Here is a 14359-nt window from a genome sequence, read left to right on the forward strand (position 1 = left end):
GGAGTGGGAAGATTCGCAGGTGACTGCTGAAGATTCCACACGCCTCAAATGGCAACCTATTGAGATTTCTTTGCTCGTAGGCTCAGTTCTTTTGATTACGCTTGCAGCGTTTGAGGGGCTTGCCACAACAACGATCATGCCGAATGTCGTTGCGGATCTGGATTCCGAAGCGTGGTTCTCAGTCGCTTCTGGCGCAGCTCTCGCAGCTCAGCTCAGCGCGACCGTCATCGCAGGAGCGCTGGCGGATTCAAAAGGGCCTCGGACGGTTCTTCTTGCAGGCTTTACCTGTTTTGTCGCCGGTCTGCTCACGTCAGCGTTCGCTCCTCACATTGCGATTTTCGTTGTCGGTCGTCTGATCCAGGGCTTGGGTGGCGGACTCATTATTGTTCCGCTGTATGTCTTCATTGGTTCGATTGCCCACGTTCATCATCGACCTTTCTTCTTCGCCGCGTTCTCTCTGTCATGGGTTCTGCCGGGCCTCGTTGGTCCCGCGATTGCTGGGTATGTCGCGCAGTACTTCGGCTGGCGCCCGGTCTTTTGGGCGGTTCCGTTCTTGGCTCTTCTTGCCGTTCTTCCCCTGATTTCTGTTCTTCGCCAGCTCGGTTCGTCCACAACGCACCCGGTGAAGAATCTGAAGCACTTGGGATTGCTCGCTGTGGTCGCGGGCACCGGTGTTCTGATGCTTCAGCTGTCGGGGGCTCTCGGTGGCATTGAACTGATCATTTTGATCATTGTGGGGCTTGTGCTCACCGGCTGGGCTCTCCCCCAGCTTCTCCCCAAGGGCGCGATGCGTTTGAAGCGTGGGATGCCCGCGGCGATTATGACGCGCCTGCTTGCCATGGGCGCTCAGGCCGGTGCGTCGGCATTCCTGCCACTTGTCTTGCAACGCGTTCACATGTGGGATGCAGATCATGCCGCTCTCGCTGTCACCATCGGTACGATCTCGTGGTCTGCCGGTGCGACTTACCAAGCTCGAGTCCACGACCCCGACCGTCGCATGCAGTTGCCCGCGATTGGCATGGCTCTGCTGACGCTTGGTCTTGTCCCGATTCTGTTCCTTGTGATTGCGTCGTGGCCCGTGTGGCCGGCGCTCGTCGGCTGGTTTGTTGCCGGGTTTGGCACGGGACTCATGCACTCGACACTCTCAGTGCTGACACTGGGGCTTACCGATACTTCGGAGCACGGTAAAGTTGCATCGTGGCTTCAGGTCGCCGACGCCGCAGGTGCATCAATCGAACTCGCGTTAGTGTCGATTGCCTTCGCTCTCTTCGCGCTGGTCATGCCAGTAGGGCCCCTCTCCTACTTGGCCTCCCCCGTTATCACCCTGATCGTCACCGTGGTCGCTCTTGTCGCATCATTGCGAATCAAGGGTGGCGATGCCCCTTCAGCTTCGTAGTTATTTCGCCGTTTGACGAGGCTCATCACGAGCCCGTAGGCAGATACACCAAAGGGATGGCAGATGATTTCATCCGCCATCCCTTTGCGTTTAAGCGCTTCGTTCTGGGCCTCGTCAACCCCCTGTGTCAGATCGCGCCACCGCTACATTCAGCGTGAGTGACGGTGAGAACCAAAGGACCTCGTGCCCTTTGAACCTGACTTGCCACCGCGGTCGAAACGATCGGAGGACTTGCCACGGCCACTCGCGCGAAAACGATCAGAAGAGCCGGAACGCTTCGCGGCACGTAGCGATGAGCGACGGTCGGACGACTCGTGGTGCGCATGATGATCAAAGCGGTCGTTGCGGTCCTTGTGCGCACGACGTGGCTTGTCATCGCGTTCGTAACGACGCGCATATTCGCGTTCGCCACGGTCGCGTTCGGGGCGTCCCGAACGATCGAACTTCTTAGCCTTGTCGAAGCTACGTTCGCGGTCAGAGCGGTGCCCGCCCTTACCGGGGCCCTGGTCCACGCGAATGCGTAACGGACGACCCTGAACGTAGCCCTTGCCAATGCGGCGCAACTGATCGTCGGTCAGGTCGCCGGAGATTTCGACCAGCGAGAAGGTCGGGAAGATTTCAATATTGCCAATGTCGCGGCCGTCAACGCCACCTTCACCAGCAATCGCTCCGACAATCGAACCGGGCTTCACGCGGTCTTTCTTGCCAACCTCAACGCGGTATCGGGTACCGACACCAAAGGATGCCTTGCGACCACGACCGCGTTGGTGGCCTGGCTTCAGCGGACGATCCTTATCACGACCGCCCTCGAATGAAGCACCAACGAATTCTCCGGACTCGTCGATTTCTTCTTCGTTACGGATCTTGCCCTTGCCACGGCGATCCTTTTCAACGCGCAAAGCCGGACCCTCGTCACCAACAGCGTTCGCCATGAGCGCGGCAGCGATGTCCATAATGTCGGTTTCAGACGTTTCTTGAACCTCGGTCAGCAGGTTCTTGTACATTTCAAGACGACCGCGTTCGATGCGAGCGTTGAGACCTTCGAGCATGCGACGCGAACGGAACTCAGAGACTGCTGCGGGCGACGGAATCTGGATCTCTTCCATCGGGGTGCCGGTCAGCTTCTCGATGCGACGCAGGCGACCGTGTTCACGTGGAGTAAAGAAAGTAAGCGAGCGACCTTCGCGACCGGCGCGACCGGTACGACCGATGCGGTGCACGTAGGCTTCCGGTTCACGGGGAACATCGAAGTTCACGACAAGGGAGATGCGCTCAACGTCGAGGCCACGGGCCGCAACGTCGGTTGCGATCAGCACGTCGAGCGTGCCGGCACGCAGACGTGCAACCATGCGTTCACGCTCAGTCTGCGCAACGTCACCGGAGATACCGGCTGCGCGGAAACCTCGTGCTGACATTTCGAGGGAAACCTCTTCAACGTCGGCGCGGGTACGCACGAACACAATCGCGGCATCGGCGTCTTCCTGGCCGGCAGCGATGTGCTGGGCACGCGTCGCGAGCACGCGAGACAAGGCGCCGATCTTGTGCTTGAACGGCACGACAGCGTAGGTCTGGTGGATCGTGTCAACAGTCGAAGATTCTTCCGAGACAGCGATCTTCACGGGGTTAAACAGGTGAGTGTTCGCAATGCGTTCAATCGCCTGGGGCATCGTGGCGGAAAACAGTGCGGTCAGGCGGTCTTTAGGCACGGACGAGGTAATCGTTTCGACGTCTTCAGCGAAGCCCATGCGCAGCATTTCGTCGGCCTCGTCGAGGACAAGCATGCGCACGCCGGACAGATCTAGCGCACCTTTTTCAATAAGGTCGATGACACGCCCAGGGGTGCCGACGACGACCTGCGCCCCCTTCTTCAGAGCGTTGATCTGCGGGCCATAGGGTGAACCACCGTAGACGGAAACAACATCAAGGCCACGTGTACGGGCTGCGAAATCCTCAATGGCCTGCGCGGACTGCATGGCAAGTTCGCGGGTTGGAGCAAGCACGAGGGACTGGACGAGCTTCTCATCGGCATCCACGATCGCGAGCATAGGCAGACCGAAAGCGGCGGTCTTACCGGTACCGGTCTGGGCAATACCGACAACGTCATTCAATTCGAGCAGGGACGGGATCGCCTTTTCCTGAATTGGAGTCGGTGTCACAAACCCCATCTGGGTGACAGCATCGAGGATCTCATTGGGAAGACCAAGGTCAGCAAAGGTGATGGAAGGCTCTTCTTCGTCGTCTTCACGTTCGCCGCCATCTTCGGCGTTCTCGAGTTCATCATCGACGAGGCCGGATTCTAAGTCCAGGGTGTCGTTTTCTTCGGCCGGAAGCTCTTCAACGGCGCCAGTCGTTTCGGCAGGTTCGTTCAATTCGTCGACGGTGTTGAGGTTCATTTCCTGTTTTTCAGGCACAGTATTCCTATCGGATTGTGTGTTTCATTCGAGGCTGATTTCTATCAAGCCGGGCCACTGTGGGGCCTTCGGCGCAACCTCATCCCACAACATCCACCGCTTAGCGGTGCCCATCACTTTCATTCAAGGCGCGCCTCATCGCTCAAACAAGCCTACGTTGCTCCTTCACGAAACGATGCTTTTGGGGGCGGTGAGATCACTCACCGCCCCCAAAAGCATCAGCTACGACCCGTTTCGACAATCACGCTCCGACCGAGATGACACGCGGCTTCAAGTCCTGAGCAGACGGAGTCCACGTCGAAGCGTCAGCTTCGATTTGTTCTCCACTTCGAATGTCTTTGACCGTGTCGGCTTCACCTTCCATTCCCGGGAACCAGACGAATGGGATACCTCGTTTATCAGCGAACTTAATCTGCTTGCCGAACTTGGCCGCGCTCGGTGCAACATCGGTGCTAATTCCACGGCTACGCAACTGCATTGCGATATCTTCCGAGCGAGCGCGATCTGTCTCGTCGATGACAGCAACAACGACCGCGGCAGGAACCTTGCGGGTAGCTTGAACCATCGGTGCTGAAATCATGCGGGAAACCAGACGCGAGACGCCAATCGAGAGACCAACGCCCGGGTAGGTGCGTTTCCCATCCTTTGCCAGCGAATCGTAACGCCCACCGGAGCAAATGGAGCCGAGGTCCTCGTGGCCTTCAATCACCGATTCGTAAACGGAGCCGGTGTAGTAATCCAGGCCGCGCGCGATCTTCAGATCAGCGATGACAGCGCCGGGCATACGACGATGAGCTTCCTCGAGGAGCGCACACAGCTGATTCAAGCCTTCGGCAAGAAGCTCGCCTTCGCAACCGAGTCCAGCAATTCTAGAACGGATCTCATCGGGATCATTGCTACGGATCTGGGCCATCTTGAGAAGCTTCTCGGCCTGCTCGCCATTGATATTCGAGCATGCGAGTTCTGCGGTAACGCCCTCGGGACCAATCTTGTCCAGTTTGTCGAGGCCACGCAATGCAGCCTCAACGTCGGTAACACCGAGAGATTCGCACACGCCCTGAACGACCTTGCGGTTGTTCACGAGCACGTGCACTGTCGGGATCGGAAGCGTTGCAAGAGCTTCGGCCATCACAAGAGGAAGATCGACCTCGAAGTGGAAAGGAAGATCACCGTTGCCAACAACATCGATGTCAGCTTGAGTGAACTCACGGAAACGCCCTTCCTGCGGACGCTCACCACGCCAGACCTTCTGGATCTGGTAGCGCTTGAATGGGAAATCAAGCTCGTTCGCATTCTCGATGACGTACCGAGCAAAAGGAACCGTCAGGTCAAAGTGCAGACCCATCTTGCGTTCCTTAGACGAATGACGACCAGCTTCGGCATCCTTCATCGCTTGCAGGCGGTCAAGGACATAAACCTCTTTCGAGGTCTCCCCCTTTGCCTCAAGCTGCTCAAGCGTTTCAACCGCACGAGTCTCAATCCCAGAGAAACCATGCAACTCAAAGACCTGACGAATATGGTCAAGAACATATTGTTCGATGATTCGACCTTCAGGGAGCCATTCGGGGAAACCGGAAAGAGATGTACGTGCCATGGCTCTATTGTTCCACGCCTAGGCGTATTGCCTAAAACGGGCAACGATATTCGGGCTCTGATCCCCGTTAAGGTCGAGCCCTGCAGACATTAAAAAAAACCGCTAGCCGAAAAACACGTTGGCCTTGGGAATCCCCAAGGCCACCGTTAGTTCTTGATAGGTATCAGCCGAGTGTACGAGCCCGCCTCAAATACGGATTTGTCTCAATCTCATGCGACAAAACCGTCGTTGGACCGTGCCCCGGGATCAAGAGGGTTGCAGGATCCAAAGCATGTGAAATAGTGCGTAGCGAATGGCGCATCTGAGTCTCATCGCCACCGGCAAGATCCGTACGACCGACCGAACCAGCAAAAAGCACATCAGCAGATAGAGCCCATGGAACCGGGGTTGAAGACGAGAAGACACTCTGTCCCTTCATCTCAACCTCAATATCGCAGTGACCGATAAACACGGCAGAACCTTCAGAGTGACCTGGAGCTGGAACCATCTTCATCCAGATACCGGGAAGCACCTCAACGCTACCACCCGGAAAATCGCGCAGATCGGCGGGCTTCACCCACGGGCCGATGCTCGGGGGCACGGGCATCGGAATATGCGATGCCGGATCATCCATTCGGTATCGATCAGGAGCCGGGATCCACGTAGGGGCAGAAGTCTCAGGCGCCCACGAGGCAACCTCGGCACAATCCCAGACATGATCAGGATGACCGTGAGTTGCAAGAACAGCTCCGACATGAGCCTGAGACGCGACCAAGACCTCGCGAATCTTATCCTGCACTCCCGCTGACGGATCGACGACCAGCGCCGCCGGCTCGCCATCGGCAACCAGCACCACGCAGTTGGCTGCGTAGTACGGCGTTGGAATAACAGTGATTTTCACTGATCACTCCATAGAGGTGCGAATCTGAGCAAGCCAGGTGCGCTTTGTCTCCAGAGCCTCAGTAAGGGACTTGACCTTCTTTTCGTCACCCTTCGCCTTGGCAACGCTAAGATCCGATTCGAGGGACTCAACCTGAGCCTCGAGCTGGCCGAGCATACCCTGAGCACGTGCACGTGTTTCAGGGTTGGTACGACGCCATTCGTTTTCTTCTGCCTCACGGATTGCAGATTCAACCGCACGCAGACGACCTTCAATGCGATGCAAGTCAGAGGAAGGAACTCGACCAATTTCTTCCCAGCGATCCTGAACCGAACGCAGGGCGGTCTTCGCAGCTTCAAGATCCTCCACAGGCAGGATCTTCTCTGCTTCGTCGGCAAGTGCTTCCTTGGCAGCAAGATTCTCGCGGTACTCAGAATCAGTGGCCTCGTCCTTCGCGCGACGTGCGTCGAAGAAGACCTGCTGTGCCGCACGGAAACGTGCCCACAGAGCATCATCTTCCTTACGGGATGCGCGAGGAGCCGCCTTCCAACGATTCATCAGCTCACGGTATGCACCCGAAGTGGCGCCCCAATCGGTCGAGGTCTGCAAAGCTTCAGCCTCGGCGATAATGGCTTCCTTCACTCGCTTCGCCTCAGACTGTGCCTGATCGAGAGCAGAGAAATACTGGCGACGCTGACGATCAAACTGAGTACGCGCCGAAGAGAAACGCTTCCAGAGCTCATCTTCAACAGCCTTTTCGATGCGCGGTCCCTTGCGCTGCAACGACTTCCATTCGTCGAGCAGATCACGGAGCTTCTGACCAGACTGCTTCCAGTGAATACGCTCAGGAGCCTGAGCGATGATGGCTTCAGCAGCCTCAACGACTGCCCTACGAGCTTTCAAAGCTTCCTCACGAGCAGCTTGGCGTTCAATCTTTGCTACTTCCTTACGCTCTTCAGCACGCACCTTCACGCTCTCAACACGTTCGCGCAACGCAGCAAGGTTACCCAGAGCATTCGGAGATTCAAGAGCTTCGGTGATCGTCGCAAGAGTCAGATCAATATCCTTGGGAGCCAAGGTTGCAAGGCGATGTTCGAACAGCTTGACGGTTGCCTCAATATCCGCAAAACGACGCTCGTAAAGGGCGAAAGGCTCTGCAGGCACACCTTCGGGGTAGCCACCAATAACACGCTCAGTGCCGTTATCGACAACGTAAACGGTGCCGTTTTCATCGATACGACCGAACTCGTGAGTGAGTGGCGTACTCGACGCGGACACGGGAGTTTCCTTGGCCGGAGCCGAAGGGGTGATGTTCTGCTCGTCAGAAGAGGGAGCAGGCTTGGGGGTCGGCGTCGTTGTCACAATCATTGCCTTTCATGGCGAGGGCGCTATGCGCCGATGCGTGGAAGAGTCTCCACGGAGCGTGGTTCTCAGTGCACCGATGTGGTGCACCCCTGTCAGTCTACGTCCTTGGCCCCCATTTCATAAACTGGCGTTTACGACATGGACGATTACGGCTGTTTTGCCCCGATTGCCCCGTCCTTTAACGCGCAGAGATGTCACACGCGAACGGCCTCGAACACCCCATCGACGCGACGCAGAGCGGAAAGAACCGCATTCAAATGCGCCATATCTGCCAACTCAAACGAGAATCGAGCAAGCGAAACCTGATCGGACGTCGTCTTCGTTGACGCAGACACAATGTTGACGCGATAGTCCGACATCACCTTCGTCAGATCCGACAGCAATCCCGCACGATCCAAAGCCTTGACCTGGATCTGAACACGGAACACCTGTCCGCTGACTCCCCGTGCCCAAGAAACGTCGACAAAGCGCTCAGGTTGCAATTCCTTCAGTCGAACAGCGTTATGGCACGAAGCAATGTGGACGGACACGCCCTGACCACGAGTAATAAAACCAACAACATCATCGCCCGGAACCGGGGTACAGCACTTTGCCAGCTTCACCCAAATATCTTTGGACTCCATACCGGCAACGGTGATACCCGCATCGGACGAACCCGATTGAGTGCGAATCCGGGTTGCACCCGGAGTCACTCCTTCGGACAGAGTTTCTTCGGTGCCGTCTCCTCCACCCAGATTCTCGACAAGTTTTGACACAACGTTCTGAGGCGAAACCTGGCTCTCACCGACAGCCGCATACAGGCTGGACACATCGGAATAGCCCAACGACGTTGCCACCGACAGGATCGTCTCATGACTCATCAAGCGTTGAAGAGGAAGATTCTGCTTACGCATTGCCTTCGCAAGCGCTTCCTTGCCCTCTTCAATCGCTTCTTCGCGACGTTCTTTAGAGAACCACGATTTAATTTTCGAACGCGCACGCGGAGATGCCACAAAAGCAAGCCAGTCGCGTGACGGACCAGCCTTGTCGGACTTCGAGGTCACAACCTCAACCGTTTCGCCAGACTCAAGCTGAGTATCAAGCGAAACGAGGCGCCCATTCACTTTCGCACCAACCGTATGGTGCCCAACCTCAGTGTGCACCGCATAGGCGAAATCAACAGGTGTGGCATGCGCTGGCAGAACAACAACTTGCCCCTTCGGCGTAAAAACATAAACTTCGTCGCCGGCGATCTCATAGCGCAAAGAATCGAGGAACTCTTCAGGGTCACCCGTTTCACGTTCCATCTCGACAAGGGAGCGAAGCCAGTTGGCTTGTTCATCGTTGCTCATTCGATCTGTATCGACGCCAGTCGCATTCGGATTCTGCTTGTACTTCCAGTGCGCGGCAACACCATGTTCGGCACGCTCGTGCATTTCAAAAGTACGAATCTGGATTTCGACAGGCTTACCACCGGGTCCAATTACCGTCGTGTGCAACGACTGGTACAAATTGAACTTCGGCATAGCGATATAGTCCTTGAAACGCCCAGGAATCGGATTCCACCGAGCATGCAAAGAACCCAGAACGCCGTAGCAATCCTTCACTGACTCTACGAGGACACGAACGGCCACCAGATCGAAGATCTCATCGAATGCTTTACCACGGACGATCATCTTCTGATAGATCGAATAATGGTTCTTGGGACGACCAGAGACAGTGCCCTTCGTCCCTGAACGACGAAGATCCTCTTCAATCTGACCAATCACATCTCGCAGATACACATCGCGCTGGGGAGCCCGCTCTGCAACCAAGCGATCGATCTCTTCATAAATCTGAGGGTACAGAGTCTTAAAGGAGAGCTCTTCGAGTTCCCACTTCACCATGTTCATGCCCAGACGATGAGCAAGAGGCGCATAAATCTCAAGCGTTTCTCGCGCCTTGTTCTTCGCTGACGACGGGGGGACGAAACGCCACGTGCGCGCATTATGAAGACGGTCAGCAAGCTTAATGAGAAGAACTCGAATATCGCGGCTCATCGCAACAAGCATCTTGCGCAGTGTTTCAGATTGAGCAAATTCGCCGTAGCGCACCTTGTCCAGCTTCGTCACACCGTCAACGAGCGCCGCAATCGGCTCACCATATTCCGCTGCTAGCTCTTCAACCGTGTAGTCCGTATCTTCAACCGTGTCATGCAGAAGAGCAGCCACCAGTGTCGGGGTAGTCATACCCATTTCAGCAAGAATCGTTGCCACCGCAACTGGGTGAGTAATATACGGCTCACCCGATTTACGAACCTGCCCCCGGTGATGCAATTCGGCCGTGCGATAGGCACGCTCGATCATGCTCACATCGGCTTTCGGATGGTTCGCACGCAGTGCTCGAACCAACGGTTCGATCTCAGGAATCGTCGGGCGCGTGCGTGCGCCAAACCATACGAGGCCGGACCTCACACGAGATCCGGCCACGCCTGGTTTTGAGTGAGCGGAGTTAGCCTGGTCAGTCATGCTCCTATGATACGCACCTGTGACGTGTCAAACATATTTGACCGCAACTAAACGAGGAACCGCAGGTCAGACTACCAATGCTGATTCGGTGACGACATCATGTTCGGCAAGCTTTTCGCGCCCGTCGAAAGCCTCAAGCTCCAGAAGAACAGCAACGGTGCTCACGTGTGCTCCGCACTGACGGAGCAGATCAACCGACGCAGCAGCAGTGCCTCCTGTTGCAAGAACGTCATCGATGACCAGCACACGCAACCCTGGAGTCACCGACTCGGGTCGGATCTCCATGCGAGCGCTACCGTATTCAAGGTCATAGTCGACACCGATAACGTGACCGGGAAGCTTGCCTGCTTTACGGATGGTCAGCATACCGACACCGAGTTCAGCGGCAAGTGGCGCTCCAAGAATGAAGCCACGCGACTCCAGACCTGCAATTGCGTCGACACTCCCCTTATAGCGCTCGGCGAGCATCTCAATGAGCTCTTTAAACGCCGGACCGTTTGCAATCAGCGGAGTGATATCGCGAAACAGAACACCGGGCTCTGGGAAATCTTGAACAAGACCGAGATTCGAGTCAACAAGTTCACCGATATGCGCGCCAAGTTCACCACTCATCGATGCTCTTTCTTCCTCTTCGGCTGGTGAGCATTCGAGAGGCGCTGCCCCGGACGAACAGGAGCAACCTTCACAGTGGAGGCACCCTCGTCACCCTTGCCCACAGCCACATGACGCGCACGATCCTTTTCGACCGACTCCGTGTGCGCCTTCGTCTTCTTCAAACGCTCTTGAAGCAGAACAAGAAGCGGGGACGCAATGAAGATCGACGAGTAGGTGCCGGCTATCATACCGACGAACAGCGCCAGCGAAATATCGGTCAGAGTACCGGTACCAAGAAGCAAAGCACCGATAATCAGAATCGAACCGACCGGAAGCAATGCAACAACCGACGTGTTAATCGAACGAACCATGGTCTGGTTGACGGCTAAGTTCACATATTCGGCAAAAGTGAAACGCTTCTGGTCGTAGATGCCCTTCGTCAACTCACGGACCTTGTCGAATACAACGACCGTGTCGTACAGAGAGTAACCAAGAATCGTCAGGAAGCCGATGACCGTTGCAGGCGAAACCTCAACCTGGGTGATAACGAAAACACCAAGCGTGAGGGCAATATCGTGGACAAGTGCCAGCAGAGCGGCCAGCGCCATAGTCCATGACCTGAAGTACAGGGTCATCAAGATCGCGACGAGCAACATGAAGATGACAAGCGACTGAGTAGCCTTCGAAGTCACCGAAGCACCCCAGGACGGGCCGATCGTTGACGACTGAACATCGGCCGGATCAACACCGTACGCGCTGGTCAACGCATCACGAATCGTCGTCGCCTGCTGCGAATCAACAGATTCAGTCTGAATACGAACAGAATCCGTACCAACCTTTGTCACCTTCGCGGTGGACACAATTCCGGTGCCAGTCACGATATCCGAGGCCTTTTCCTCAGACTGATCGCTGACTCGGGTCACATCAAACTGCGCACCGCCTGTGAACTCAATGGAAGCATTGAGGCCGATGGCTGCTGAAAGAACAAAAGCAACGCCAATCAAGGCTGCAGCAAGACCAACAAAAACCTTACGCTTAGGGACAACCGGGTAGGACTTATCCCCCGAGTACAGAGCATTACCCCACTGGGCGAACGACATCATTTCGCGTCCCCTTTCTGCTCGGCAGCCTCACCATCGACTGCGCTACCCTCAGCCTTCGTCGCTTCACTATCCGCAGATGCGCGAGCTTCTTCCACTTGCGCTTCAGCTTCAGCTTTAGCTTCAGCAAGACGCTGCGCGCGACGACGCTGAGCAAGGCTCATCCCTTTGCCTTCAGTCACAGGCTGAGCCGTCGCACCCTTGCCCTGCTTTTGCTTCGGCATAACAACACGGCCACGACCGGCGTAAATCAGCGAGTTCTTTGCACCGAGGTGCTCGGGATCAAGACCGGAAAGACGATGTCCCTCGCCGAAGAATTTGGTACGAATCAGCAGTTCCATCATCGGGTGAGTGAACAAGAAGATGACAGCAATATCGATCACGGTTGTCACACCGAGAGTGAACGCGAAGCCCTGCACGCCACCGACTGCCAGCAGGTAGAGGACGATAGCTGCAACCAGGTTCACGGCATCGGAGACGAGGATCGTGCGCTTAGCGCGATCCCAGCCCTCGTCGACTGCGGCAGCAAGCGGGCGACCGTCACGGACCTCGTCACGCACGCGTTCGAAGTAGACGATGAACGAGTCAGCGGTGACGCCGACCGCCATAATCAAGCCTGCAACGCCTGCGAGCGACAAACGATATCCCATCGTCGCCGACAGAAGCGCGATCACGATGTAGGTGAGTGCTGCTGCAACAAATAGCGAACCGGCAGAAATAAGCGCCAGACCACGGTATTGCCAGATCAGGTACAGGATGACCAGCAGGAAGCCGATGGCGCCAGCCAACATGCCCTTCTGCAGGTGATCAGAACCCAGTGTGGCGGAAATACGCTGTTCGGACTCAACTTCAAAGTTCAGAGGAAGCGAACCGAAGCTGAGCTGGTTTGCCAGCGCAGTGGCTGACTTTGCGGTGAAGTTACCGGTGATCTGAGCACGACCATCAGAGATGACAGCATTCATTGAAGGAGCGGTAATCACCGAACCGTCAAGGACAACGGCAAAGTGGTTGCGATCCGGCGAGTCGAAGAAGCTCTTTCCTTCGGCGTCAGAATCCTTGTAGGAGTAGAGCAGTTCGGAAGAATCTGCGAATGCCTTCGTACCTTCAGAATCGAACTGCAGGTCGACACCCCACGCGCCGGTTGCCTGACCGGTCGAGTTGGTGACTTGGCCGGCAGTTGCGTTCGAAAGGTTCGAACCGGCAACCGAAACCGGACCAAGGATGTACTTCAGCTGACCATCGCTATCGCAGGCAGCGTAGGGCTTGTCTGCAGCACCTTCGGTCTGCTGGCGAGCTTCGGAGTTGGTGCAGTCAAGCACGGAGAAGTCGTAGAGAACCTGCTCTGTGATCCATGCAAGATCCGTTCCATTAGCAGGAGTCGAATTCGGCTGGTCTGAGAGAACACCGTCTTGATTCAGATCAGCGACCTTCATCGCGGATTCTTCATCCAGTGCGGTCGACACCTGCTGAACCGACTGAGCACCGTCTGCTGACTGGGCGCCATCAGCCGAAGCCTGTTCTGTCGCTGATTGAGTTTTATCAGCAGACTGAGCTGACTGTGCAGAATCTTTGTCTGAAACCTCGGCGGTTGAGGAGGTCGCAACTTTCTGGGAAGCCAGACCGATACGGAGAACAGGTCGGAAGTTCATCTGCGAGGACGAACGAATCAGGTCGAGAGTTTCCTGTGAAGGCGTACCTGGGATTGAAACAACAATATTGTCCGAGCCCATCGAAGTGATCTCTGATTCGGCAACACCGGAGGCATCAATACGATTACGAATAATTGAAATCGCCTGCGTGATGTCGTCTTCAGTGATCGCTCGGTCGCCTTCTTCGGTCGACTTCGGAGTCAAGATCAGTTGGGTGCCACCCTGAAGATCGAGGGCGAGCGAAGGAACCAACGAGGTCCCCTTGGTGACGTTGCCAATCACCAGTCCGGCCACTGCCACCACCATTGCAACAATGAGGGTGACAAGTGAACGCACAGGTCGGCGTTTACGTGTAGACACTTTTAACTACTCCCAGTCCCTAGCTCGGGATACTCAGTTCTTTTCGTCGGTCGATGCATCATCCGTAGCGGGATCATCGAGGCCAAGAATCGGTTCTTGCGGTTCTTCTTCGGCCAGTTCGACAGCGGGCTCATCTGAAGAGAAAGGCGGTTCGTCCCCAACGGAACGGATCATCTGACGATCCCAGTACATCTCTGTACCATCAATCGTCTCGAGTACGACGATGTCGCCGTCCTGATCGACAAAGCGACCCCAGAATCCAACAGCGGTCTTCACCCAAGCACCGGGAACGAGTTTCTCGTTCATATCTCGTTCCATTTGAGCCTGACGCTCAGCCATCTTCTTGCGACCACGGCTTGAGTACCACATCATCGCGATCAGGATGAGCCCAAGCAGGATAAAAGTCATGTTGCCGCCCTGGAGGAAGTTACCCACGGATTGCCTCTTTCTAGTCATGAACGCGCGTAGAGCGCACCCTGGTCAGTCTAATGCGAAGAAGGCTCTCTTAGCGAAAAAGGCGGTCAAATCAGGCGAATAACACTGTG

Annotated in this window: 10 protein-coding genes; 1 reads left to right on the plus strand and 9 read right to left on the minus strand. The window is 55.9% G+C overall.

Annotation, left to right across the window (positions count from 1 at the left end):
* Positions 1–19: 19 nt before the first annotated feature.
* Positions 20–1396 carry an MFS transporter gene (locus HMPREF9241_RS04490; RefSeq protein ID WP_006681094.1) on the plus strand — a complete coding sequence of 459 codons (1377 nt, stop codon included), beginning with the start codon at positions 20–22 and terminating at the stop codon, positions 1394–1396.
* Positions 1397–1545: 149 nt separating this feature from the next.
* On the opposite strand, the gene HMPREF9241_RS04495 is transcribed toward HMPREF9241_RS04490, so the two are convergent.
* The 9 genes from HMPREF9241_RS04495 to yajC form a co-directional block, all read right to left on the minus strand.
* Positions 1546–3807, minus strand: a complete 2262-nt coding sequence (locus tag HMPREF9241_RS04495) for a DEAD/DEAH box helicase (RefSeq protein WP_006681095.1) — start codon at positions 3805–3807, stop codon at positions 1546–1548.
* Between the two features lie 241 nt (positions 3808–4048).
* The gene (gene hisS, locus HMPREF9241_RS04500; RefSeq protein ID WP_006681097.1) at positions 4049–5401 is read right to left on the minus strand and encodes a histidine--tRNA ligase; all 1353 of its coding nucleotides are present in this window, start codon (positions 5399–5401) and stop codon (positions 4049–4051) included.
* A 163-nt stretch (positions 5402–5564) separates the two neighbouring features.
* Positions 5565–6281 carry an MBL fold metallo-hydrolase gene (locus HMPREF9241_RS04505; RefSeq protein ID WP_006681098.1) on the minus strand — a complete coding sequence of 239 codons (717 nt, stop codon included), beginning with the start codon at positions 6279–6281 and terminating at the stop codon, positions 5565–5567.
* A 3-nt stretch (positions 6282–6284) separates the two neighbouring features.
* Positions 6285–7622 (minus strand): DUF349 domain-containing protein, encoded by a 1338-nt coding sequence (locus HMPREF9241_RS04510; RefSeq protein WP_006681099.1) that lies wholly within the window; start codon positions 7620–7622, stop codon positions 6285–6287.
* A 197-nt stretch (positions 7623–7819) separates the two neighbouring features.
* Positions 7820–10111, minus strand: a complete 2292-nt coding sequence (locus tag HMPREF9241_RS04515; protein ID WP_006681100.1) for a RelA/SpoT family protein — start codon at positions 10109–10111, stop codon at positions 7820–7822.
* Positions 10112–10177: 66 nt separating this feature from the next.
* The gene (locus HMPREF9241_RS04520; protein ID WP_006681101.1) at positions 10178–10723 is read right to left on the minus strand and encodes an adenine phosphoribosyltransferase; all 546 of its coding nucleotides are present in this window, start codon (positions 10721–10723) and stop codon (positions 10178–10180) included.
* Positions 10720–11808, minus strand: a complete 1089-nt coding sequence (gene secF / locus HMPREF9241_RS04525) for a protein translocase subunit SecF (RefSeq protein ID WP_040318551.1) — start codon at positions 11806–11808, stop codon at positions 10720–10722. The genes HMPREF9241_RS04520 and secF overlap by 4 nt, the downstream gene beginning before the upstream one ends.
* Positions 11805–13814 carry a protein translocase subunit SecD gene (gene secD, locus HMPREF9241_RS04530; RefSeq protein WP_006681103.1) on the minus strand — a complete coding sequence of 670 codons (2010 nt, stop codon included), beginning with the start codon at positions 13812–13814 and terminating at the stop codon, positions 11805–11807. The genes secF and secD overlap by 4 nt, the downstream gene beginning before the upstream one ends.
* A 33-nt stretch (positions 13815–13847) precedes the next feature.
* Positions 13848–14222 (minus strand): preprotein translocase subunit YajC, encoded by a 375-nt coding sequence (yajC, locus tag HMPREF9241_RS04535; protein ID WP_243440777.1) that lies wholly within the window; start codon positions 14220–14222, stop codon positions 13848–13850.
* Positions 14223–14359: the final 137 nt, after the last annotated feature.

The sequence above is a fragment of the Schaalia turicensis ACS-279-V-Col4 genome (assembly GCF_000296505.1).
GTDB lineage: Bacteria > Actinomycetota > Actinomycetes > Actinomycetales > Actinomycetaceae > Pauljensenia > Pauljensenia turicensis_A.